This is a genomic window from Archangium sp. Cb G35 (assembly GCF_001896145.1).
GTDB classification, from domain to species: Bacteria; Myxococcota; Myxococcia; order Myxococcales; family Myxococcaceae; genus Archangium; species Archangium violaceum.
In genome coordinates, this window is sequence record NZ_MPOI01000019.1 from 121,283 (window position 1) to 148,196 (window position 26,914).

Consider the following 26,914-nt stretch of genomic DNA (forward strand, 5'->3'; position numbering starts at 1 on the left):
CGTGGGAGCCCCTCCCTGATTTCATGGGGTCCTTCGAGTCACAGCGGCTCGCTCGTGGGCGCGCTCGAGGTACTCGCGCAGCCGCTCGGCCACGGACTGGACATAGGGTTGCTTCAACAGCTCGAAGTGTGTCCCGGGCACCTCGTGGATATCCAGCCTGCCCGTGGGAGGCACCAGTGCCGTCCAGCCCCGGTCTTCCGCCTGGCCGGGTGCCGGCTTGCTGGCACGCAGCAGGGTGAGTGGCCCGCCCACGTGGGCAGCCGGCTGGTAGCGCCAGCTGGCGCGCAGGTTGGCCTCGAAGACGTTGCGCAGGGCGCGCACCTGCTCCACCCCCACCTCGGGCAGGGCGAGCTGGGCCTTGCGCGCTCCCTCCATCAAGACGTGGAGCAACTCCTCCCGTCCCAGTGTCTTCATCTGCTCCTCGGGCACCTTGAAGCCGTTGCCAATGAGGTCCTCCACCAGGCCCACGAAGGCCTGCTGCAAGGCCTCGTCCTCGTTCTGGATGTTGGCGGGCCGCCCGTTGGGCACCTGCGAGTCGATGAGCATCAACACCTCCACCTGCTCACCCTGGCGCAGCAGTTGCTGGGCCATCTCGTAGGCCACCACGCCGCCCATGGACCAGCCGCCGAGCAGGTAGGGCCCGGAAGGCTGGACGGTGCGGATGGTCTCCACGTAGAGGGCCGCCATCTCCTCGATCGTCGTGCAGGGAGGCAGTGAGCCGTCCATGCCGCGCGACTCGAGAGCGTAGACCGGCTGCTTCGGACCCAGCTGACGCGCCAGCTCGGAGTAGCCGATGACCGTGCCTCCCACCGGGTGGACGACGAAGAGCGGACGGCGGGGGTTGCCCGGCTGCACGGGCACCAGCGGTACCAGGGGAGTCCAGGCCCGCTGCTCCTCACGCAGGAGCCGTGCGAGCTGTTCCACCGTGGGCGCCTGGAAGAGCGCGGCCAGCGGCAGGCCGCGGCCCGTCACCTCGCGCAGCCGGCTCATGAGGCGCACGGCCAGCAGCGAGTGCCCACCCAGCTCGAAGAAGTGGCTGTGCGCGCCCACCGGGTGCACGTCCAGCACCTCCTCCCAGATGCGCGCCACCTGGAGCTCCAGGGCGTCGCGCGGCGGCACGTAGGCCCCCGCCGCCTCGATGCGGCCCTGCTCCGGGGCGGGCAGTGCCTTGCGGTCCACCTTGCCGCTGGAGTTGAGCGGCAGCTTCTCCAGCGCCACGAAGGCCGAGGGCACCATGTACTCCGGCAGCTTCTGGCGCAGGGCGCCACGCAGCTCGGCCAGGTCGAACGGCTGACCGTCCCGGGCCACGAGGTACGCCACCAGCCGCTTGTCTCCCGGCGTGTCCTCGCGGGCCACCACCGTGGCCTGCTGCACGCCCGGGTGGCTGGAGAGTACCGCTTCAATCTCCTCCAGCTCGATGCGGAAGCCGCGCACCTTCACCTGGAAGTCCACGCGGCCCAGGTAGTCGATGGTGCCGTCCGGCAGCCAGCGCACCAGATCTCCAGTCCGGTACAGGCGGGCACCGGGCTGCGCGCTGAACGGATCCGCCACGAACTTCCGCGACGTCAGCTCGGGACGGCGCAGATAGCCGCGAGCGACGCCGGCGCCACCGACATACAGCTCGCCGGGGACACCCACGGGCACGGGCTGCATGCGCTCGTCGAGCACGTAGCCACGCACGTTGGGCAGCAGCTTTCCGAGCGTGGGCTTCGGCCAGTCACGCACCTCGCACGCCGTGGTGTCCACCGTGCACTCGGTGGGGCCATAGACGTTGAAGAAGCGGGTGCGCGGGTGCTGGGACAGCGTGGTCCACAGCGCCTCGTCCAGCGCCTCGCCACCCACCAGCACGCGCGTGGGTACGTTCTCGGTGCGGGTGGCCAGGCCCGCGCTGAGCAACAGACGCAGGTGCGAGGGCGAGCAGTCCAGGACGTCCACCTGGTCGCGCGCCAGCAGAGCCAGCAGCGCGTCCACGTCGCCACGGGCGCTCTCGGGGACCATGCAGAGCGCGTGGCCATCGAGGATCCGCACGAGCTGCTTCACCGACGCATCGAAGGACAGCGGCGCGTTGAGCGACACCCGCTGCGGGGCCTTGACGTCGGCGTACACGGTGCTGGCCAGGGCGTGGTGCAGGTTGAGCACGGAGCCCTGCTGGATCATCACGCCCTTGGGCACGCCGGTGGAGCCCGAGGTGTAGATGACGTAGGCGAGGTCCTCGGGGCTATTGAGGTGGGGCGGGTTCTCCACGCTCTCGCGGGAGAGCAGCTCCGCGTCCGTGTCCAGGCAGATGACCTGGGCGGAGGGAGCCTGGAGCAGGGGCAGCAGGTGCTGCTGGGTGAGCAGCACCGGCGCCTGCGAGTCGGCGAGCACGAGCGCCAGACGCTCCCGCGGGTAGGAGGGATCCAACGGCACGTAGGCACCACCGGCCTTGAGGATGCCGAACACGGTCACCACCTGCTCCAGCGAGCGTTCCAGGCACATGGCCACCAGCACGTTGGGGCCAATGCCCCGCGCGCGCAGCAGGTGCGCGAGCTGATTGGCCCGCTGGTTGAGTTCGCGGAAGGTGAGCTGTGTGCCCTCGTACATGAGGGCCAGCGCGTCCGGCGTGCGCGCCACCTGGGCCTCGAACGCGGCGGGCAGCGACGGATCGAGGGCGAAGTCGCGCCGGGTGCCGTTCCACTCCACGAGGATTCGACGCCGCTCCGCCTCGGAGAGCAGGGACAGCTGGCCCAGGCTCTGCTCGGGGTTGGCGGCGATGCCCTCCAGCAGGACGCGCAGGTGTCCGGCCAGTTGCGCGGCGGTCCGCGCCTCGAACAGGTCCGCGTTGTAGCGCAGCACGCCGGCGAGTCCTCCAGCCTCCTCGGCGAAGGTGAGGGCCAGCTCGAAGCGGGCCGTCTGCGTGTCCACCTCCAGCGGGCTCAGCTTCATCCCGGGAGACTCCAGTGCCTCCGTGGGCGTGTTCTGGAAGGTGAGCATCGCCTGGAAGAGCGGCGAGCGGCTCAGGTCACGCTCGGGCTGGAGCTCCTCGACGAGCTTCTCGAAGGGCACCTCCTGGTGGGCGTATGCCCCCAGCGTCGTCTCGCGCACCTGGGCCAGCAGTTCGCGGAAGCTCCGCTGGGGCGACAGCCGCGAGCGCAGGACGAGCGTGTTGACGAAGAAGCCGATGAGGCTCTCCACCTCGGTCCGGTTGCGGCCGGCGATGGGCGAGCCGACGGAGACGTCGTCCTGTCCCGAGTAGCGCGAGAGCAGCACCTGGAAGGCCGCCAGCAGCAGCATGAAGGGCGTGACACCCTCGCGCTGGCAGAGCTCGAGCAGGGCCCGCGACAGCTCCGCGGGCAGCACCACGGGCTGCACACCGCCTCGCTGGGTCATCACGGGAGGCCGGGGCCTGTCCGTGGGCAGCTCCAGCGCGCGAGGCGCCCCCTCGAGCTGCTGACGCCACCAACCGAGCTGCTGCTCGAGCACCTCGCCCTGGAGCCAGCCGCGCTGCCAGGCCGCGTAGTCCGCATACTGCACGGGCAGCTCCGGCAGCGGCGAGGGCTTGCCCTCGCTGAAGGCCTGGTAGAGCGCGGCCACCTCGCGCACCAGCACGCCCATGGACCAGCCATCGGAGATGATGTGGTGCAGGGTGAGCATGAGCACGTGCTGTTGCTCGGACAGCCGCACCAGCAGGGCGCGCAGCAGCGGCCCACGCTGGAGGTCGAAGGGCTTCATCGCGTGCCCGGTGGTGAGCTCGCGCACCTCGGCCTCCAGCGCGGAGGCGGGCTGGGCGCTCAGGTCCACCACCTCCAGGGGCAGCGTGCCGTGCGGGGCGATGACCTGCACGGGCTCGCCCTGGGCGATGGCGAAGGTGGTGCGCAGCGACTCGTGGCGCCGCACCAGCTCCGTGAGGCTCTTCTCCAGCGCCGCCACGTCCAGCTCACCCTCCAGCCGCACGGCGGTGGGCACGTTGTAGAAGGGGTTGGCCGGCTGGAGCTGATCCAGGAACCACAGGCGCTGCTGCGCGAAGGACAGGGGCAGGGCACCCTCGCGCGAGACGCGGACGAGGGGCGGCATCTGGACACCCTGGCTGGAGCGGATGGCCGCGTCGAGCATCCCCGCCAGCGTGGCGACGGTGGGGGCCTCGAAGAGAGCCCTCAGGGGCAGCTCCACCTGGAAGGCGGTGCGGATGCGCGAGAGCACCTGGGTGGCCAGGAGGGAGTGGCCACCGAGCTCGAAGAAGTTGTCGTGGATGCCGGCGCGCTCGGTGTGGAGAACCTGGGCCCAGATGCCGGCCAGGCGCTGTTCCAGCTCGTTGCGAGGAGCGACATAGGCCGCCGTTGACTGGAGCGAGGAGGCCTCGGGAGCGGGAAGCGCCCGGGTGTTCACCTTGCCGCTGGAAGACAGGGGCAGGGCCTCCAGCGAGACGAAGGCGGAGGGAACCATGTACTCCGGCAGCGAGCGCTTGAGGAAGTCGCGCAGGGTGCCGGGCTCCACGGAGTGGCCCTCGTGGGCAACGAGGTAGGCGATGAGCCGCTTGTCGCCCGAGGCGTCCTGGTGAAGCAGCACGGCGGCCTGACGGACGGAGGGGTAGGCCCGGAGCGTTGCCTCGATTTCACCTGGCTCGATGCGGAAGCCACGCAGCTTCACCTGCGAGTCGAGGCGGCCGAGGAACTCGAGCTGGCCGTCGGGCAGCCAACGCGCCTTGTCCCCGGTGCGGTAGAGGCGGGCGCCCGGAGCAGAAGAGAAGGGGTGGGGGATGAACTTCTCGGCGGTGAGCTCGGGACGGCCGAGGTAGCCACGCGCCAGGCCGGCACCCCCCAGGCACAGCTCGCCGGGGACACCGGGGGGGACGGGTTGCAGGTGCTCATCGAGCACGTAGGCCTCGAGGTTGTGGAAGGGGCGGCCGATGGAGACGCGGCGAGGATCCACGTCATCGGTGGAGGTGGCGACGATGGAGACCTCGGTGGGGCCGTAGAGGTTGACGAAGCGGCGCCCGGGCTTCCAGCGGGCCACGAGCTCCGGGGGAAGGGCATCGCCGCCAGCGGACACGGTGTGGAGGGACTCGAGACCCTGGGGCTCGAGGAGGGCGAGCAGGGCGGGAGTGAAGAAGGCGGTGTTGATGGCGTGCTCGCGCAGGAAGTGCCGCAGGGGCGCGCCGGGCGCGAGCTGGTCACGCGGGGTGAGGAAGAGCTGACCACCGGAGACGAGGGTGGGGAGCATCTCCAAGATGGAGGCGTCGAAGCCGGTGGAGGCGTAGGGCAGGACGCGGGAGTCAGGCCCGAGCCGCATGGAGTCGATGCCGTGCAGGACGGTGTTGAAGAGGCCGCGGTGGTGCAGGAGGGCACCCTTGGGGCGGCCGGTGGAGCCGGAGGTGTAGATGACGTAGGCGAGGTGATCGCCGTCGGGGGTCACCTCGAGGTCATCCAGGGAGAAGGAGGAGAGCTGCTCGGAGAGGGCGTCCATCCGGAAGGAGGGGACGTCCACGTCGAGGGAGGAGTGGGTGAGGAGGAGGGAGGGACGAGCGTCGGAGAGGATGAAGGAGAGGCGCTCGTTGGGGAGGGACGGGTCGAGGGGAAGCCAGGCGGCGCCAGCCTTGAGGGTGGCCAGGAGGGCGACGACGAAGTCGAGGGAGCGCTCGAGGTGGAGCGCGACGAGGGAGTCGGGGCCAGCGCCGAGGGAGCGCAGGAGGCGGGCGAGCTGGTTGGAGCGGGCGTTGAGCTCCGCGTAGGAGAGCCGCGAGTTGGAGGAGAGGAGGGCGAGCGCATCCGGAGCGCGGCGCACCTGAGCCTCGAAGAGGCGGTGGACGAGCGGGTGCTGGGGCAGTGCGCGGGGGGCGGGGCTCCACTCGACGAAGAGCTGGTGACGCTCGGCGCCGGTCAACAGGGAGACGGAGGAGAGAGGCGCATCCGGCTGGGAGAGGACGGAGGAGAGGAGCATCCGCAGGTGGCTCACCATGCGGACGGCGGTGTGGTGCTCGAAGAGGTCGGAGCAGTACTCGAGAGTGCCGGTGAATCCCTCGGGGCCCTCGAAGAGCGAGAGGGTGAGATCGAACTTGGAGGGGAGCTCGCCGGGAGGAATGGCGCGCAGGGAGAGACCCGGCAGGTCGATGTCCGAATGAGGCGCGTTCTGGAGGGCGAACATCACCTGGAAGAGAGGAGAACGGCTCAGGTCGCGAGGAGGACGCAGTTCCTCGACGAGCTTCTCGAAGGGGATGTCCTGGTGGGCGAAGGCTCCGAGGGTGGTCTCGCGCACCTGGTGGAGCAGTTCACGGAAGGTGGTGACACCGGCGAGGCGAGCACGCAGCACGAGGGTGTTGACGAAGAATCCGATGAGCCCCTCGAGCTCGGAGTGTCTACGGCCGGCGATGGGTGAGCCGACGGAGATGTCGTCCTGGGCCGAGTAGCGCGAGAGCAGGAGCTGGAAGGAGGCCAGCAGGGCCATGAAGGGAGTGACGCCTTCACGCTGGCAGAAGGCCGTGAGGGACTCGGAGAGGGCCTTGGGCAGGTGGACGTCGAGGTGTGCACCGCGGTGACTCTGAACGGAAGGCCTGGGCTTGTCGGTGAGCAGCTCGAGAGCAGCGGGAGCGCCGGAGAGCTGCTGCTTCCAGTAGGAGAGCTGCTGTTCGAGGGCGGCGCCTTGCAGCCACTGACGCTGCCACACGGCGTAGTCAGCGTATTGCAGGGGCAGCTCGGACAGGGGCGAGGACTGGCCCGAGGAGAAGGCCTGGTAGAGGGAGGCCACCTCGCGCACGAGGATGCCCATGGACCACCCGTCGGAGACGATGTGGTGCATGCAGAGGGCGAGGAGGTGGAGTTGCTCCTCGAGCTTGAAGAGGGAGGCGTGCAGCAGTGGGCCGTGGGTCAGGTCAAAGGGCCGCATGACGGCATGAGAGGCCAGACGGCGGGCTTCCTCCTGACGCTCCGCGTGAGGCAGGGAGGAGAGGTCCACGAGGGACAGGGGCAGGGACGCCGTGGGAGCGATGCGCTGGACGGGCTGGCCCGCTTCGGAGGCGAAGGTGGTGCGAAGGGCGTGGTGGCGGCGGACCAGCTCGGTGAGGGCGTTCTGCAGAGCAACCTCGTCCAGAGCGCCCTCCAGGCGCAGGACGTAGGGCATGTTGTAGGCGGAGGAACCGGGCTGGAGCTGGTCGAGGAACCACAGGCGCTGCTGAGCGAAGGAGAGAGGCAGAGGGCCCGAGGTGTTCGCCGGCGTGAGGGGAGGAGCCTGGAGCGAGGCACTGGACTGGAGGGCGGAGCTCAGGTGAACCGCGAGAGCGGCGACGGTGGGAGCCTCGAAGAGGGCACGCAGGGGCAGCTCCACCTGGAATGCGGAGCGGATGCGGGAGACGACCTGGGTGGCCAGCAGGGAGTGGCCACCGAGCTCGAAGAAGTTGTCGTGAATGCCGATGCGCTCGGTGTGGAGCACCTGGGCCCAGATGCCGGCCAGGCGCTGCTCCAACTCGTCGCGAGGAGCGGCATAGGCCGCCGTTGACTGGAGCGAGGAGGACTCGGGCGCGGGAAGCGCCTTGGTGTCCACCTTGCCGTTGGGAGTCAGGGGCAGGGCATCGAGGGGCACGAAAGCGGAGGGCACCATGTACTCGGGCAAGGTGCCCTTGAGGAAGGTGCTCAGCTCCACGGAGTTGAGCTCGGGGGACGCGCCACCCTCACCCCGTCCCTCTCCCGGAGGGCGAGGGGAAGTGGGCACGACGTAGGCCACGAGACGCCTGTCACCCGAGTCCTGACGGACCACCACGATGGCCTGACGGATGGAGGGATGGGCGCGCAGAGCGGACTCCACTTCACCCAGTTCGATGCGGAAGCCGCGCAGCTTCACCTGCGAGTCGAGGCGGCTGAGGAACTCGAGAGTGCCATCGGCCAGCCAACGCACCTTGTCCCCGGTGCGGTAGAGGCGGGCGCCCGGAGAAGAAGAGAAGGGATGGGGGATGAACTTCTCGGCGGTGAGCTCGGGACGGCCGAAGTAGCCACGCGCCAGACCATCGCCACCGAGGAAGAGTTCGCCGGGGACACCGGAAGGTACGGGCCGCAGGTGCTCGTCGAGGACGAAGGTGGTGGTGTTGGAGATGGCGCGGCCGATGGGGACGGAGGGGGCGTCGGGCGCGACGGATTGGATGAAGTACCAGGTGGAGAAGGTGGTGGACTCGGTGGGGCCGTAGACGTTGAGGAGGCGAGAGGGAGGAGCGGCCTCGAGGACGCGGCGGATGGAGAGCGCGTCAGAGGCCTCACCGCCGAAGAGGAGGTGGCGCAGGGAGGAGAAGGAGGAGGGCGCCAGAGAGGCGACCTGGTTGAAGAGGGCGGTGGTGAGGAAGAGGGTGGAAACGGAGTGGGCGCGGAGGGTGGCGCCGAACTCCAGAGGAGAGAGGAGTTGCTCGCGCGAGAGGATGACGAGACGAGCACCGGAGAGCAGCGCACCCCAGACCTCGAAGGTGGCGGCGTCGAAGGCGGTGTTGGAGACGTGAGCGACGCAGTCCTCGGGAGTGAGGCGGACGTAGTCCGAGGAGAGGACGAGACGCAGGACGCCGAGGTGGGGAACGGCGACACCCTTGGGGCGGCCCGTGGAGCCCGAGGTGTAGATGAGGTAGGCGAGGTTGTCGGAGCCGGAGCCTGAAGGCGGGGCGTGGAGTGGCTGCCGGGAAAGGGCCGTGGACTCGGAGTCCAGCAGCAGGAGGCGAGCCGAGTGCGAAGGCAGCCGCGCCTGGAGTGACTGGCGGGTGATGAGGACCCGGGCGCAGGAGTCCTCGAGCATGAAGGACAGGCGCTCGGAGGGGTAGGAGGTGTCGAGGGGCAGGTAGGCGCCGCCGGCCTTGAGGGTGGCGAGCATGGCGACGACCATGTCGGTGGAGCGTTCGAGCAGCAGGCCCACCATGGTCTCGGTGCCGACGCCCAGGGAGCGCAGGTGCCAGGCGAGTTGGTTGGCGCGCTCGTCCAGCTCACGGTAGGTGAGGCGTTGCTCGCCTTCCTGCACCGCGATGGATTCTGGAGTGAGGCGAGCCTGGGCCTCGAAGAGGCCGTGGATGGAGCTGTGGCGCGGGTAGTCCGTCTGTGTCTGGTTCCACTCCACCAGCACCCGTTGGCGCTCGGCCTGGGACAGCAGCGTCAGCTGCGCCAGTGGCTTCTCCGGAGACTCCACCACCTGCCGCGCCAGCACGGCCAGCTGCTCGGCCATGCGGCTGACGGTGCCGTGCTCGAAGAGATCCGCGCAGTACTCGAAAGTGCCGGTGAAGCCCTCGGGGTTGTCGAAGAGGGACAGGATGAGATCGAACTTGGAGGCCATCTCATCGGGCATCAACGGGCGCAGGGAGAGACCCGGCAGGTCGATGGCCGATTGAGGTGCGTTCTGCAGGGCGAACATCACCTGGAAGAGGGGAGAACGGCTCAAGTCACGCGGAGGCTGCAACTCCTCGACGAGCTTCTCGAAGGGGATGTCCTGGTGGGCGAAGGCACCGAGGGTGGTCTCGCGCACCTGGTGCAGCAGCTCGCGGAAGGTGGTGACACCGGCGAGGCGAGCACGCAGGACGAGGGTGTTGACGAAGAAGCCGATGAGCCCCTCGAGCTCGGAGTGGCGGCGGCCGGCGATGGGCGAGCCAACGGAGATGTCGTCCTGGCCCGAGTAGCGCGAGAGCAACACCTGGAAGGTGGCCAACAGGGCCATGAAGGGAGTGACTCCCTCGCGCTGGCAGAAGGCCTTGAGCGACTCGGAGAGCTCCTTGGGGAGTTGGACCTCGACGAGGGCGCCGCGGTGGCTCTGGACGGGGGGACGGGGCTTGTCGGTGGGCAGCTCGAGGGAGGCGGGAGCACCGGAGAGCTGCTGGCTCCAGTAGGAGAGCTGCTGCTCGAGAGCGGAGCCCTGGAGCCAGTTGCGCTGCCAGACGGAGTAGTCAGCGTATTGCAGGGGAAGCTCGGGCAGGGGAGAAGGCTGGCCCGAGGAGAAGGCCTGGTAGAGGGCCGCCATCTCACGCACGAGGATGCCCATGGACCAGCCGTCGGAGACGATGTGGTGCATGGAGAGGGCGAGCAGGTGCAGTTGTGCCTCGAGCTTGAAGAGGGAGGCGTGCAGCAGTGGGCCGTGGGCCAGGTCAAAGGGCCGCATGACGGCATGAGAGGCCAGACGGCGGGCCTCCTCCTGGCGCTCCTCGGGAGGCAGGGAGGAGAGGTCCACGAGGGACAGAGGCAGGGAGGTGGTGGGCGCGATGAGCTGGACGGGCTGGCCGGACTCGGAGCCGAAGGTGGTGCGCAGGGAGTGGTGACGGCGGACCAGCTCGGTGAAGGCGCGCTGGAGAGAGGACTCGTCCAGAGCGCCCTCCAGGCGCAGGACGTAGGGCATGTTGTAGGTGGAGGAGCCCGGCTGCAGCTGGTCGATGAACCACAGGCGCTGCTGAGCGAAGGAGAGAGGCAGAGGGCCTGAAGTGTCCGCCGGCTCGAGCGGAGGAGCCTCGAGCGAGGCGCCGGACTGGAGGGCGGAGCCCAGGTGTGCCGCGAGTGCGGCGACGGTGGGGGCCTCGAAGAGGGCGCGCAGGGGCAGCTCCACCTGGAAGGCGGAGCGGATGCGAGAGACGACTTGAGTGGCGAGCAGGGAGTGGCCACCGAGCTCGAAGAAGTTGTCGTGGATGCCCACCTGCTTCACGCCCAGTACCTGAGCCCAGATGCCGGCCAGGCGCTGCTCCAGCTCGTTGCGAGGCGCGACATAGGCCGCCGTTGACTGGAGCGAAGAGGACTCGGGCGCGGGAAGCGCCTTGGTGTCCACCTTGCCGTTGGGAGTCAGGGGCAGGGCATCGAGGGGCACGAAAGCGGAGGGCACCATGTACTCGGGCAAGGTGCCCTTGAGGAAGGTGCTCAGCTCCACGGAGTTGAGCTCGGGGGACGCGCCACCCTCACCCCGTCCCTCTCCCGGAGGGCGAGGGGAAGTGGGCACGACGTAGGCCACGAGGCGCTTGTCACCGGAGTCCTGACGGACCAGGACAAGCGCCTGGCGCACGGAGGCGTGGGCGCGGAGCGCGGACTCGATTTCACCCAGCTCGATGCGGAAGCCGCGCAGCTTCACCTGCGAGTCGAGGCGGCCGAGGAACTCGATTTCGCCATTCTCCAGCCAACGCGCCTTGTCACCCGTGCGGTAGAGGCGGGCGCCCGGAGAAGAGGAGAACGGATGCGGGACGAACTTTTCCGCCGTGAGCTCGGGGCGGCCGAAGTAGCCACGCGCCAGGCCGTCGCCGCCCAGGTACAGCTCACCAGGGACACCGGGAGGTACGGGTTGCAGGTGCTCGTCGAGGACGAAGGCGGTGGTGTTGGAGATGGGACGGCCGATGGGGATGGAGGAGGCGTGAGGCGCGACTGAACGGGCGAGGTAACAGATGGCGAAGGTGGTGGACTCGGTGGGGCCGTAGCCGTTGACGAGGCGAGCAGGAGGATCGGCCTCGAGGACACGGCGAACGGCAGTGACGTCAATGGCTTCACCGCCGACGACGAGGTCGCGCAGGGAGGAGAAGGAGGAAGGCGCGAGAGAGGCGGCCTGGTTGAAGAGGGCGGTGGTGAGGAAGAGGATGGAAACGGAGTGGGCGCGAAGGGTGGCGCCGAGCTCGTGGGGAGAGAGGAGTTGCTCGCGCGAGAGGATGAGGAGGCGAGCGCCGGAGAGCAGCGCCCCCCAGACCTCGAAGGTGGCGGCGTCGAAGGCGGTATTGGAGCCGTGCGCGACGCAGTCCTCGGGGGTGAAGCGGACGTAGTTCGTGGAGAGGACGAGACGCAGGACACCGAGGTGGGGGACGGCGACGCCCTTGGGGCGGCCCGTGGAGCCCGAGGTGTAGATGAGGTAGGCGAGGTTGTCGGAACCAGCACCTGAAGGCGGGGCGTGGCGCGGCTGCTGGGCAAGGGCCGCGGACTCGGAGTCGAGCAGGAGGAGACGAGCCGAGTGCGAAGGCAGCCGCGCCTGGAGTGACTGGCGGGTAATGAGGACCCGAGCGGAGGCGTCCTCGAGCATGAAGGACAGGCGCTCGGAGGGGTAGGAGGTGTCGAGGGGCAGGTAGGCGCCACCGGCCTTGAGGGTGGCGAGCATGGCCACCACCATGTCGGTGGAACGCTCGAGCAGCAGGCCCACCATGGTCTCGGTGCCGACGCCCAGGGAGCGCAGGTGCCAGGCGAGTTGGTTGGCGCGCTCGTCCAGCTCACGGTAGGTGAGAGTCTGCGCGCCCTCCTGGAGGGCGATGGCGTCGGGAGTGAGGCGGGCCTGGGCCTCGAAGTGGCCGTGGATGGAGCTGCGGCGCGGGTAGTCCGTCTGTGTCTGGTTCCACTCCACCAGCACCCGTTGGCGCTCGGCCTGTGAAAGCAGCGTCAGCTGCGCCAGGGGCTTCTCCGGAGACTCCACCACCTGCCGCGCCAGCACGGCCAGCTGCTCGGCCATGCGGCTGACGGTGGACGGCTCGAACAGCTCCGTCGCGTACTCGAAGGTGCAGTACAGCCCGTCGCTCCTCTCCAGCACCTCGAGCGTCAGATCGAACTTCGTCGTATCCGAGTTGATCTTCACCCCGTTCAGCCGCAAGGCGGCCATGTCGGCCTGCGGCGGGGGCACGTTGACGACGTTGATCAACACCTGGAAGACGGGGGAGCGGCTCAGGTCTCTGCGCACCTGGAGCGCGTCCACCAGACGCTCGAAGGGAAGCTCCTGGTGGGCCAGGGTCTCCAACGACGCCTTCCGCACACGCGTCAACAACTGCCGGAAGGATGGAGCCCCATCCAGCGAGGCGCGCACCGCGAGCGTGTTGATGAAGCAACCGATGAGGCCTTCCGTGCCCGGATGGTGACGGCCGGCCGTGGGCAGACCCACGGCGAAGTCCTCCTGGCCGCTGTAACGACTCAGCAGCGTCTGGAAGAGCGCCATGAGCACCATGAAGGACGTGGAGCCCTCACGCCGCCCCAGTGCCAGCAGCGGCTCGGAGAGTTCCCGAGGCAGCAGGAACGGGTGCTGGGCTCCCTTCTGGGCCTGGACGGCCGGACGGGGCTTGTCGGTGGGCAGCTCCAGCGGCGGAACGCCCGCGAGCCGCTGCTTCCACCAGACGATCTCCGACTCCATTACTCCGCCCTCGAGCCACTTGCGCTGCCACACGGCGAAGTCCGCGTACTGCAGCGCCATGGGCGGCAGCGGCGAAGGCTGTCCGGCGCAGTATGCGGTGTAGAGCGCCACCAGCTCGTTGGCCAGCACCAGCGAGGACCAGGCATCCGAGACGATGTGGTGGAAGACCATGCTGAGGATGTGCTCCTCGGTCTCCACCCGCACGAGCAGCGCGCGCAGCACCGGGCCCTTCTCCAGATCGAAGGGCAGCAGCAGGTGCTCGCGGCACAGGCGGAGGGCCTCGGACTCGCGAGCCTCGGACGTGGCGGCGTTGGGCTCCTCCAGGGGAATGGACAGCTCGATGTCCGGGTGGATGAGCTGGATGGCGCCCTGCTCGGTGAGGGTATAGGTGGTGCGTAGCGCCTCGTGACGGTGCACCACTTCCCGCAGCGCGGCCTGGAGGGCGGCCACGTCCAATGGGCCGCTCAGGCGGTACGCGACACCGTTGTTGTACGCCGCGCTCGCCGGCTCGAACTGCTGCAGGTACCACAGCCGTTGCTGGGCGAAGGAGAGCGGCAGGGGCTCATTCCTCGGCGCGTGAGGAATGGGCGGAGGCGTGGAGGCTCCTTCCGGGGTGGCGGCCGGTACGACGGCGGCGGCGGGACGCCTGGCGCGGGCCGGGGGAGCACTCATGGGCTCCAGGCCCCCGTCGGTGCGCATGCGCACATAACGGCCCGTGCGGTAGAGGCGCTCGGAGGCACTGAGCGGATGGGGCACCCACCGCTGGTGGTCCTCACTGGAGGCGCGCCACAGGTTCTGCGGCAGACCGGCGCCGTGCAGCGCCAGCTCGCCCACGACTCCGGGCGGTACCGGCTGGTGGGCCTCGTCCAGCACCCAGCGCTGCACTTCCGAGGGCAGCTCCTCCTCCGGCGTGCGCGGCACCAGCGAGCCGTCCGCCACCACGCTCCGCCTCAACACCGGCACCCCAGCCGCCTCCCGCAGCGCCCGGGCGAGCTCCGCGGAGCCCTCCTCCAGCACCAGGGCCTTCACCGGCTCCAGGGCCCGCCGGGCATCGGGCAGCTCCGACAACGTCCGGGCCAGCCGAGCCGAGGCGTGCATCATCACCCCGCCCGAGCCGCGAGCCAGCTCCACCAGGGCGTCCACGCCCTGCCGGCTCTCCACCAGCACCTGCTCCTGGCGTCCGGCGGCGAGCTCCTCGCCGCGCTGGCGTACCTCGGCCAGCTTGCGCAACCCCTGCATCACCATGGGGGTGTCCAGGCCGAAGTCGATGAGGCACGCCACCTCGTCCACGTCCGCCAGGCGCACCATCTCCAGACGCTTCACCCCGCTCTCCACCGAGCCGATGAGGCCCGCGTGGTAGGCGTAGTGCTCGAAGCCGCGCTCCAGGATGGCCTGCACGTCGGCCTCGGGCACCTTGGCGATGTCGCCCTTGAAGCCCTGCAGAGCGGCCAGCGAGGCGACGATGTCCACCGAGCCACGGAAGTAGCCCAGCAGCGGCTTGTGCACCGTCTCCAGCACCTCGCGGTCATCGTCTCCGATGAAGGTGTGGAGCATGACGGTGATGTGGCCGCGGCCCGGGTGGCCGTTGCGGCGCCAGGCCTCGCGGTAGAGGCCCACCTTGGCCTTCAGCTCCTCGAAGCTGTGGGCCAGCAGGCCGGTGAGGACGCCGGCACCCAGCTCGCCGGCCATGCGGAACGTCTCGGGGTTGGAGGTGGCCGTCAGCCAGATGGGAAGCTCGCGCTGCACGGGCAGCGGGCGCAGGCCTACTTCCACTTCCACGCCACCGCCGCCGCGGCGCTTGAGCTTCTCTCCGCGCCAGACAGCGCGCAGCGTCTTCAGGTTCTCCAGGAGGATGTTGCGCCGGTTCTCGAAATTGTGGGGCGCGTAGGAGAAGTCCTGCACGTGCCAGCCGGTGGCCACGGAGACCCCGACGCGGCCGCTGGAGAGGTTGTCGGCCACGGACCACTGCTCGGCCACCAGGAGGGGGTCATGCAGGGGCAGCACGACGCTGCCGGCGCGCAGGCGCAAGTTGCGCGTCACCGCGGCGACGGCGGAGGCGAGGAGGGCGGGCTGGGGGTAGATGCCGCCGAAGGCATGGAAGTGGCGCTCGGGCGTCCAGACGGCGGAGAAGCCGTTGGCGTCGGCGAACTTCGCCGCCTCCATCAGCAGCTCGTACTTGGAGCCGCGCATGGAGTCCTCGTCATTGGCGAAGAACATGAGGCTCAAGTCGACGGCGCGGGAGCGGACGTTTTCGCCGCGCAGGTTCAGCAGGCTGGCGGACACCTCGTGGGAGGGGAAGAGCACGCGCAGGCCGCGAGAGAGGGCCCACAACCACTCCAGCTCCGGGCGCTCCACGGCGTTCTCGGCGGCGGCGAGCCAGGTGCTGCCCTCGGAGGGCTCGAGCCGCGCGTCCAGGGTCTCGAAGAGGTGGAGCAAGCCCCCCTGGGTGAGGACCCAGGCGGGTTGCGAGGCACCGGCGGGCAGCAGCCAGGCCGGATCCTCCGGACGCACGGAGGCCTTCGCCCCAGCCGAAGCCGGGGCGTCCTCTAGGGACTCCACGTGCAGCACGCGCGAGGGCTCCAGGCGCTGGGCGGTGACGAGGCCGCGCCAGGTGAGCAGCACGGGGAAGCTGGCGCCTTCGGGCGCGTAGTGGGGCAGGCTTCCGAGCTCGGAGGGCGCCAGGGTGACGACCGAGGCACCCGCCTCCAATACGCCCCAGAGAGCGAGCAGCTTCTCGGGCGAGGGTTCGAGGCAGACGACGACGGGCTCACCGTGCTTCACGCCCAGGGCGTGCAGGCGGGCCGCCAGACTCCGGCTTCGGGCCAGCAGCTCGCCCAGGGTCCAGGTCCGCCCGTCCCGCACGACGGCCACGGCCCCGGGAGTGCTCTCCGCGCGCCGCGCCAGCAGCTCGGGCACGGTGGGCGAGGTGGGTGTGGGCTGGGGCTGGAGCCACTGCTTGCGCTCCTCCCCGGTGAGCAGGGGCAGCCGGGAGATACGCTCGTCTGGCCGGGCCAGGCCCGCGGTCAGCAGCACCCGCAGGTGCTCGAGGATGCGGCGCGCGGTGGATGCGTCGAAGAGCTCGGTGGCGTACTCCAGAACGCCACCGAGCTTGCTGGGCTCCTCTTGCAACACGAGGGTGAGGTCGGCCAGCGTGGTGCCCCACTGCACGGGAGTGTCCGGCACCTCGACGAAGCTGGCGCGCAAGCCGGGCATCTGCTGCGGGTTGCCGGCCGCGGTATGGAGCACGAAGACACTGTCCGTCATGCGGCCGCGTCCGATGTCGTGCTGGGGGAAGAGCTCCTCGACGATCTGCTCGAAGGGCACGTCCGGATGGTTCTGCGCGCCTAGCAGCACCTCACGAACGCGGGCGAGCAGTTCGCGGAAGGTGGGGTCACCGCTCAGGTCCGTGCGCAGGGCCACCGAGTGGGCCACGTAGCCGATGAGGGACTGCAGCTCGGGGCGCGTGCGGTTGGCGATGGGCGTGCCGACGACGATGTCCGTCTGCCCGCTGTAGCGGTGCAGCAGGGCCTGCCACGCGGCCAGCAAGATGACGTAGGAGGTGAAGCCCTCGCGCCGGCCGAAGACCACCAGCTCGTTGGCGAGCGCGGGAGGGAAGTCCAAGGACATGCGTTCCGAGGTGAGCGGGCAGGTGGCGGGCCGGGGCCTGTCCGTGGGCAGGTTCAGCCGGGGCGGCATGCCGGCGAGCCGCTGGCGCCACCACTGCTGCTGCTCGGCCAGCAGGTTCTCGCTCACATTGCGGAGCTGCCAGTGGCCGAAGTCCGCGTATTGCAGGGGCAGGGCCGGCAGCGGCGAGGGCTTCCCCTCGCTCATGGCCACGTAGAGCGCGGCCATCTCCTGGACGAAGATGAGGACGGAGAGCGTGTCGCTGACGATGTGGTGGTGGGTGCACATCAGGACGTGGACGTCCTCGCGCAGCCGCAGCAGGGTGGTGCGCAGCAAGGGTCCCTTCACCAGATCAAAGGGCCGTACGGCGTCCTCGCGAGCCAGGCGCATGGCCTCGGCCTCGCGCTCCTCGGAAGTGCCGTCGAGCACCAGCACCTCCAGGGGCACGTGCATCTTCGCGTGGAAGCGCGGCACGGGGCGGCCGTCGACGGTGTCATAGGTGGTGCGCAGCACCTCGTGACGCTGGACGACCTCCTGGATGGCGCGCTCGAGCAGCCGCGCGTCCAGGGCGCTCTCCAGACGGAGGACGAAGGGGATGTTGTAGGCGGACAGGCCCGGGAGGAACTGCTCCAGGCGCCAGGTGCGCTCCTGCACGTAGGAGAGCCGCAGCTCGCCATCGCGCGTCAGGGGCGCCAGCGCGAGGGTCTTCTGCTGGGTCTGCTGCTGCTGGGGAGCGGACTGGAGCAGGGCCTCGATGCGGGCGGCGATGCCGGCGACGGTGGGGCTGTCGAAGAGGTCCGCCAGGGGGAGGTTCACCCCGAAGGTGTCGCGCATCTGGGTGAGCATCTGCGCGGCCAGCAGCGAGTTGCCGCCCAGCTCGAGGAAGCTGTCGTCGCGGCCGACGTATTCCAGGCCCAGGCGAGCGCGCCAGAGGGCGGCCACGCGCTCCTCGATGTCACCGCGAGGCATGTCCTCGCGCCCGGCGGGGACCACCGCGGGCGCGGCCACGGGGGCCGTGGCGGGGGCAATGGAGACGGCCGGAGTGGAGGGCGAGACGGCGGGGGTGGACCGGGCGGGAGCCACGGTGGGCACATCGTCCACCCAGCAACGCTTCTCCTGGAAGGAGTAGGTGGGAAGGGAGAGACGCAGGCGCCGCTCGCGGGCGTAGAAGGCCTTCCAGTCCACGGGCAGGCCATGGGCCCACGCGTCGCCCAACGCTTGCAGCAACACGGCATGCTCCGAGGCGGAGCTGCCCTGCCGGCGCAGCGAGGGCAGTGCCTTCACCTTGCCGCTCTTGCCGTCCAGGTTCGCGCGCACCAGGGCGGTCAAGTCCTGCCCGGGGCCCACCTCCAGCAGCAGGCTGCAACCCTCGCTCAGCAGGGCCTCCACGCCCGCGGCGAAGTGCACGGGCTGGCGCATCTGCCGGGCCCAATAGCCCGGGTCCATCACCTCTTCAGCCGTCGCCCAGGTACCGGTGAGGCTGGAGACGAGCCGCGCCGTGGGGGCCGAGCGCCCCAGCGAGGCCACCACGCGCAACAGCTCGGGCATGAAGGGCTCGACGTCGGCGGAGTGGAAGGCATGGGCCGCAGGCAGCCGCAGCGTGCCCACGTCACGGCGCTTCAGTTCCTCGGCGAGGTGCTCCACCTCGGCGATGGGGCCGGAGATGACGCAGCGGCCGGGAGCATTGAGGGCGGCCAGCGAGAGGCGGCCGGAGAGCAGCGGACGCACGTCTCCCTCGGAGAGGCCCACCGCGAGCATGGCGCCCGGAGCCATCCCCTCCATCAACTGTCCGCGCGTCACGGCCAGCCGCAGCGCGTCAGCCAGGGAGAAGACACCCGCCAGGCACGCGGCCACGTACTCGCCATAGCTGTGGCCCAGCAGGGCGTGAGGTGTCACCCCCCAGCCCATCCACGTGCGGGCCAGGGAGTACTCCACGGTGAAGAGCGCGGGCAGGGCCACGCGGGGATGGGACAGCAGCTCCTTGGCGGTGGCTTCCTGGCCCGGCTCGGGCAGCAGCAGCGTGCGCACCTCGTCGCGCAGCGGCAGCTCCAGCAGCCCGAGGCACGTGTCCACCTGCGCGCGGAAGTCGGGCTCGGCCTGGTACAGCTCGCGGCCCATGGCCACCTGCTGGGCGCCCTGGCCGGGGAAGAGGAAGGCCACGCGCAGGCGGCGGCCCGACTCCACGTCCTCCAGCCCCACGGCCGCTCCGGGCTTGCGCAGGCGCTGCACCAGCTCCGCCGCGTCACGGGCCACCACGGCCCGGCGGTGCTCGAAGCCCCTGCGGCCCAGGGCGTGCGTGGAGGCCACGTCCGCCAGCGTCAGGTGCGGGTTGGCTTCCACGTGCTCCGCGAGTTGCGTGCCCAGCGCATCCAGCGCCGCGGGCGTGCGCGCCGACAGCAGCACCACCTGCTGGGCACGGAGGCTCGGCTCGCTGCTCTGCTCGGGGGCCTCCTCGAGAATGGCGTGAGCGTTGGTGCCGCCAATGCCAAAGGAGCTGACCGCCGCGCGCCGGGGCACCGGGCCGCGCTTCCACTCGCGGAGGGACGTGTTGACGACGAAGGGCCCCGCGTCGAAGTCGATGGAGGGGTTGGGCTGCTCGAAGTGCAGGCTGGGGGGAATCTCCCCATGGTGCAACACCAGCGCCGCCTTGATGAGGCCCACCAGGCCCGCCGCGGTGTCCAGGTGGCCGATGTTCGTCTTCACCGAGGCGATGGGAATGGTGCCCTTGTGCTCGGCGCCCAGGCCATAGGCGCGCTGCAGGGCGGCGATTTCCAGCGGATCCCCCAGCGGCGTGCCGGTGCCATGGGTCTCCACGTAACCAATGTCCTTCGGACTCAGGCGGGCATGCTCCAGGGCCCGCTGGATGACGGAGGACTGCCCCTGCACGCTGGGGGCGGTGTAGCCGGACTTGAGGCGGCCATCGTTGTTGATGGCCGAGCCCTTGATGACGGCGTAGATGGAGTCTCCATCCCGCTGGGCGTCGGACAGGCGCTTGAGCACCACCGCGGCCACCCCGTTGCCGGCGACGGCGCCCCTGGCGCGGGCATCGAAGGCGCGGCAGTGCCCATCCGGCGAGAGGATCATCCCCTCCTGGTAGACGTAGCCCGTCTTCTGGGGGATGGCGAGGTTGGTGGCGCCGGCGAGGGCGACGTCGGACCGGCGCTGATGCAGGCTCTCACAGGCCATGTGCACGGCCACCAGGCCTGTGGAGCAGGCGGTGTACACCATGAGGCTCTCACCGGTGAGCCCCAGCTTGTAGGAGGTCTTGGTGGCCGTGCCCTGGTGAGACGCGTTGGTGCTCGCCTCGAAGAAGGCGGCGGGATCCAACGGCACGGTCTTCTGCACCAGCTGCGAGTAGCCGGAGTCCGAGGCACCCGCGTACAGCGAGATGAGTCCCTGGAAACGATCGGGGTCGACACCGGCGTCCTCCAGCGCGCTCCAGGCGGTCTGCAGGAAGAGACGTTGCTGCGGGTCCATCCCCTGGGCTTCACGCAGGGAGATGTCGAAGAAGCCGTGGTCGAACTTGTCGGCGTCCGTGAGCACACCCCCCGCTGGGACGAACTGGGGGTGCTGCCATTGGAAGACGCCTTCGGGGAGACCGGGGATCGCCTCCACCTCCTCGGGAGAGAAGCGGGAGATGGACTCCACGCCCTGGCGCAGGTTGTGCCAGAACTCCTCGACGGAGCGCGCTCCCGGGAAGCGGCCGGACATGCCGATGATGGCGATGTCCTCCGTGCCGGAACGCTCGGCGGCCTGGGCCTCCTCCTGCTGCTCGCGAGGTGCCGGAGCCGGGGCGATGCCCGAGTCCATGCGGTGGGCCAGCTCGCTGATGGTGGGGTGCTCGAAGAGCCAGGTCACCCGCACCTCGCGGCCCAACTCCTCGCGTATCCGGGCGGCGACCTTGACGACGGACAGGGAGGTGCCGCCGAGCTTCTCGAAGAAGTGGTCATCCACGCCCACGCCCTCGATGCCCAGCTCCTGGGACCAGATGGAGACGAGCTGCCGCTCCAGGGGAGTGGTGGGCTCCACGAAATGGCCAGTGCGGCCGGCGGAGGAGACGTTGGGAGGAGGAAGGGCCTTGCGGTCCACCTTGGAGGTGGAGGTGAGGGGGAGGGCCTCGAGGACGACGAGCGCCGAGGGCAGCATGAAATCCGGCAGGCGCTGCTTGAGGAAGGAGCGGAGCGCCGAGATGTCGAGCTGCTGGGAATCGCTGGTGACGTAGGCGACGAGGTGCTTGTCGCCAGGGGAGTCCTCGCGGACGACGGCCACGGCCTCGCGCACCTCGGGGTGGGCGAGGAGGGCGGTTTCCACCTCGGGCAGCTCGATGCGGAAGCCGCGCAGCTTCACCTGGGAGTCAATGCGGCCGAGGAAGTCGATGGTGCCGTCCGCGCGCCAGCGGGCGATGTCACCGGTGCGGTAGAGGCGCTCACCGGGCTGTGCGGCGAAGGGATTGGGAACGAAGCGCTCGGCGGTGAGGTCAGGCCTGGAGGTGTAGCCGCGAGCGAGACCCTCGCCCCCGATGAAGAGCTCACCGGGGACACCGGGGGGCACGGGCTGGAAGGAGGCGTCCAGCAGGTATACCTGGGTGTTGGCGATGGGGGCGCCGATGGAGACGGAGTCGCCCACCTGCTCGGGCAGGGTGAGGGGGAGGCAGGTGGAGAAGACGGTGCTTTCCGTGGGGCCGTAGCCGTTGGTGAGCGGGATGCGCAGCTGCTCGAGCGCGCGGCGAGCGTGAGGCGCGGAGAGGACGTCACCCCCCACGAGGAGCTGGCGCAGTCCGCGCAGGCCGTCGAGCTTGTGGTCGGCGGCCAGGGAGAACAGGCCCGCGGAGAGGTAGAGGGTGGAGACGTTGTGCCGGGAGAGGACCTGGGAGAGGAGCTCCAGATCGCTGGGCGACTGGGGAGGGAAGACGACGAGGCGGCCACCGAAGAGCAGGGGGCCCCAGATCTCGAGCGTGGTGGCGTCGAAGGAGGTGGGGGAGTGGTGGAGGAAGCTCGTCTCGGGCCCGAAGTGAGCGAAGCGGGCGCCGTGGAAGAGGCGGAGGACGGCGCGGTGCTCGATGGCGACGCCCTTGGGCCTGCCGGTGGAGCCCGAGGTGAAGTTGACGTAGGCGAGGTTGCGCGAGGTGACACCGGAGTCCGGAGCGGACGTGGGCAGTCCCTCCAGACTCAGCTCGTCCCAGACGAGGCAGGGGAGCGAGTCAGGCAGGGAGAGGGCGGGGCGCAGCGCCTGGGTGGTGAGGAGCAGCCGGGGAGGAGCGTCCTCCAACATGAAGGCGAGGCGCTGGGCTGGATAGGTGGAGTCGAGCGGGAGGTAGGCACCGCCGGCCTTGAGAATGCCCAGGAGGGAGACGATGAGCTCCAGGGAGCGCTCGATGCAGAGGGCGACGAGGGAGTCGGGCCCCACGCCGTGCGAGCGCAGGAGGTGGGCGAGCTGGTTGGAGCGGGAATCCAGCTCACGCCAGGAGAGGCTCTGCTCGCCGAACTCGACGGCGATGGCGCCGGGGCGCAGGGAAGCCTGCTGCTGAACGAGGTGATGGATGCAGGCGTCGCGGGGGTAGTACCGCTGCGTCTGGTTCCAGTCGACGAGCACCTGCTGACGCTCGGCCTCGGAGAGCAGGGGCAGCCCGGAGAGAGGCGCGCCTGGGCGCGAGAGGGCGGCCTCCAGGAGGACCTGGAAGTGCCCCATCATGCGAGCGGCGGTGGAGTGCTCGAAGAGATCGGTGGCGTACTCGAAGACGCCGTGGAAGCCGTCCTCGGAGGGGGCGAAGATGAGGTTGGCGTCGAATTTGGCGGCGTAGCTCTCCTCCTCGAGGGGGCGCAGCGTCAGCCCCGGAAGCGCCAGCTCGGGCATGGGCGCGTTCTGCAGGGTGAACATGACCTGGAAGATCGGCGAGCGGCTCAGGTCACGCTGGGGCTGGAGCGCCTCGACGAGCTTCTCGAAGGGCACGTCCTGGTGCTCGAAGGCGCCGAGCGTGGTGTCGCGCACCTGGTGGAGCAGGGCGCGGAAGGTGGTGACGCCGGAGAGGCGGGCACGCAGGACGAGGGGGTTGACGAAGAAGCCGATGAGGCCTTCCAGCTCGCCGCGGTTGCGGCCGGCGATGGGCGAGCCCACGCAGATGTCGTCCTGCCCCGAGTAGCGCGAGAGCAGCACCTGGTAGGCCGCGAGCAGCACCATGAAGGGCGTGGCACCCTCCTGCTGCGCGAGTGACTTCACGGCCAGCGACAGGGGGGGCGACAGCTGCAGGTGGCAGAGGGCACCCTGGTGCGTCTGCACGGGAGGCCGAGGCTTGTCCGTGGGCAGCTCCAGCGCACGAGGCGCATCCGCCAACCGCTGGCGCCACCAGCCGAGCTGCGTCTCGAGCACCGCTCCCTGGAGCCAGTCGTGCTGCCAGGCCGCGTAATCCACGTACTGCAGAGGCAGCTCGGGCAGGGAGGCGGGCAGCTCCTGCGAGAAGGCCTGGTAGAACGCGGCCAGCTCCCGCACCAGCACGCCCATGGACCAGCCATCGGAGATGATGTGGTGCAGCGTGAGCATGAGCACGTGCTGGTGCTCGCCAACGCGCAGCAGCAGGGCACGCAGCAGGGGTCCACGGCCGAGATCGAACGGCCGCTGCGCCTCCTGCGTGGTGAGCTTGTGCACCTCGGCCTCACGCCCGGCGGAGGGCAGCGAGCGCGGATCCACCACTTGCAGCGGCAGCGGGCCAGGCGGGGCGATGACCTGGGTGGGCTGGCCCCGCTCGCTCTGGAACGTGGTGCGCAGCGACTCGTGACGCCGCACCAGCGCGGAGAGGCTGTTCTCCAGTGCCGGGACATCCAGCGTGCCTTCCAGCTTCAATGCGGTGGGCACGTTGTAGAAGGAGCTGCCCGGCTGGAGCTGATCCAGGAACCACAGGCGCTGCTGGGCGAAGGACAGGGGCAGCGGGCCCTCGCGCGAGACGCGGGTGAGGGGCGGGGCCTGGATGCCCCGGCTGGCCTCGAGCGACGCGTCTAGCTTCAGCGCGAGCGCGGCGATGGTGGGCGACTCGAAGAACTCGCGCAGGGGCAGCTCGGCCTTGAAGGCGGTGCGGATGCGCGAGAGGGCCTGCGTGGCCAGCAGCGAGTGGCCACCCAGCTCGAAGAAGTTGTCGTGGATGCCGATGCGCGGTGCGGTGAGCACCTCGGACCAGAGCTGGGCGAGGCGCCGCTCGGTCTCGTTGCGCGGAGCCACGTACTCCTGGCTCGACTGCGCTTGATCCGGCATGGGCAGGGCCTTGCGGTCCACCTTACCGTTGGGGTTGAGCGGCAGCGTGTCGAGCTTCACCAGGGCGGCCGGGACCATGTAGTCCGGCAGCTTGTCCTTGAGGTACGCCTTGAGCTCGGAGACCTCGAGGCCCTGGCCCTCACGAGCCACGACGTAGCCCACCAGACGCCTGTCGCCCGGGGAGTCCTCGCGCACCATGACCACGGCCTCACCCACGCCCGGGTGGCCCACGAGCGCGGACTCGACTTCACCCAGCTCGATGCGGAAGCCACGGAGCTTCACCTGCGAGTCCACGCGGCCCATGAAATCGAGGTGGCCCTCGGGCAGCCAGCGAACGACGTCGCCGGTGCGGTAGAGACGCTCACCGGGCTGGGAGGCGAAGGGGTGGGGGACGAACTTCTCGGCCGTGAGCTCGGGGCGGTGCAGGTAACCCCATGCGAGGCCCTCACCACCGATGTACAGCTCACCGGGGACACCGGCGGGCACGGGCTGCCCGTCGCGGTCGAGCACATACAACGTGGTGTTGGACAGAGCGCCACCAATGGGAATGGTGGTGACGCCCTCAGGCACCTGCCGCACGTGGTACCAGGTGGCGAAGGTGGTGCTCTCGGTGGGGCCGTAGGCGTTCAACAGCTTGCCCGGGGCCCCCTTCTGGAGGACCTCGCGCACCCACCTGGGGTCGGCGGCCTCGCCACCGATGAGCAGCTGACGCAGGACGGAGAAGGACTGGGGACGCTCTCGGGCCACCTGGTTGAAGAGCGCGGGGGTGGTGAACAGCACGTTGATGCACGTGCGCTCCAGATGCTCGCCGAGCGCCCTGGCATCGAGAGCGACTTCCTTGGGAACGCCGATCAGGCGGGCGCCATTGAGCAGAGCGCCCCACACCTCGAAGGTGGCCGCGTCGAAGGAGGCGTTGGAGGCCTGACCCACGCGATCGGTCTCCTTCAGCTCGATGAAGTTGGTATTGCGCACCAGGCGCACGACGGCCTGGTGGGGAACACACACGCCCTTGGGCTTGCCCGTGGAGCCCGAGGTGTAGATGACGTAGGCGGCCTGCATCGAGTCCACGGACAGCGAGAGCGGCTGAGTGGGCTGCTGGCCGAGGAGATGCGGGTCCTCATCGAGGCAGATGAGGGAGCGGTCGCCCAGGGGCAGGGCCTGAGCGAGGTGGCGCCAGGCCACGACGACGCGGGCCTGGGCGTCCTCCAGCATGAACGTCAGGCGCTGCTGGGGGTAGGCGGGGTCGAGCGGGACGTAGGCGGCACCGGCCTTGAGGATGCCGAGCAGGCCGACGACGAGGTCGGCGGAGCGCTCGACACAGATGCCGACGAGGTCCCCGGAGCGCACGCCCTTGGCGGCCAGCAGATGGGCGAGCTGGTTGGCGCGTGCGTCCAGCTCACCGTAGGACAGCTGTGTCTCGCCGAACTCCAGGGCCAGGCTCTCGGGGTGCAGGCGCACCCGCTCCTCGAAGAGCTGGTGGATGTTCTCCTGGCGTGGAAAGCCGGTGTGGGTCTGATTCCAATCGACGAGGACCTGCTGGCGCTCGTTCGTGCTGAGCAGGGACAGCTCGCGCAGCTTGCGCTCAGGCGAGGCGACGATGCCCTCCAGCAGCATCTGCATCTGCTCCAGCATGCGCTGGATGGTGGAGGCCTCGTACAGGCCGGTGCTGTACTCCACCTCCGCGAGGAAGCCCTCCGCCCGCTCCGTGAAGGCGACCGTCATGTCGAACTTGGACGACTCGCTCTCCAACGCCACCGGGCGCAGCTTCAGCCCCGCCAGGTTCAGCTCCGGCATCGGGGCGTTCTGCACGGCGAACATGACCTGGAAGAGCGGCGAGCGGCTCAGGTCACGCTGGGGCTGGAGCTCCTCCACGAGCTTCTCGAAGGGGACGTCCTGGTGGGCATACGCGCCCAGCGTCATCTCCTTCACCTGGGCGAGCAGCTCGCGGAAGCTCTGCTGGGGCGAGAGCCGGGTGCGCAGCACCAGCGTGTTGACGAAGAAGCCGATGAGATCTTCCAGCTCGCCGCGGTTGCGGCCGGCGATGGGCGAGCCCACGCAGATGTCGTCCTGCCCCGAGTAGCGCGAGAGCAGCACCTGGAAGGCGGCCAGCAGCACCATGAAGGGCGTGGCGCCTTCCTTCTGGGCCAGGGTCTTGATGGACTCTGAGAGCGCCGTGGGCAGTGGCCGCGAGCTCGAGGCGCCCTGGAAGGAGGGCCGGGGCGGGCGGGGCTTGTCGGTGGGCAGCTCCAGCACCCGCGGGGCGCCCGCGAGCTGCTTGCGCCAGTAGTCGAGCTGCTTGGACAGTACGTCGCCCCGCAGCCACTCGCGCTGCCAGGAGGCGTAGTCCACGTACTGCACGGCCAGCTCCATCAGCGGCGAGGGCTCGCCCTGCATGAAGGCCGCGTAGATCATGCCCATCTCACGCACCAGCACGCCCATGGACCAGCCGTCCGAGACGATGTGGTGCATGGTCAGCAGCAGCACGTACTCCTGCTCCGACAGGCTCAGCAGGCGGGCGCGCAGCAGGGGGCCCCGCTCCAGGTCGAAGGGCTTGCGCGCCTCCTCCAGCGCCAGCCGCCGCACCTCGGCGTCGTGCCGCGCGGCGGGCAGCGCCCGCAGGTCCGCCGTCTCCAGGGCGAATTCCGCCTGGGGCGCGATGACCTGCACCGGCTGGCCCTGCTCCGAGCGCAGCGTGGTGCGCAACGACTCGTGACGCCGCAGCAGCTCGTTGAAGCACCGCTCCAGGATCGCCACGTCCAGCGCCCCGCTGAGCCGGATGGCCACGGGGACGTTGTAGAGGGGGCTGCCCGGCTGGAGTTGGTCCAGCAGCCAGAGCCGCTGCTGGGCGAATGACAGCGGATGCGTGTCCGTGTCGCGCGGCCGCGGGGGGATGCCCGTCTTGACGTTGCCAGCCTGCTTTTGACGAAGCTGACGCAACAGCAGCTCCCGCTTCTCGGGAGGGAGCGATGCGAGGCGGTCGTAGACGTCACTCATT

At 69.8% G+C, this 26,914-nt stretch carries 1 protein-coding gene; it reads right to left on the minus strand.

The features are described from left to right. Positions 1-21: 21 nt before the first annotated feature. On the minus strand, positions 22-26,913 hold the full coding sequence (locus tag BO221_RS53190; RefSeq protein WP_083682453.1) for a hybrid non-ribosomal peptide synthetase/type I polyketide synthase: 26,892 nt from the start codon (positions 26,911-26,913) through the stop codon (positions 22-24). Between the last annotated feature and the right edge of the window lies 1 nt (position 26,914).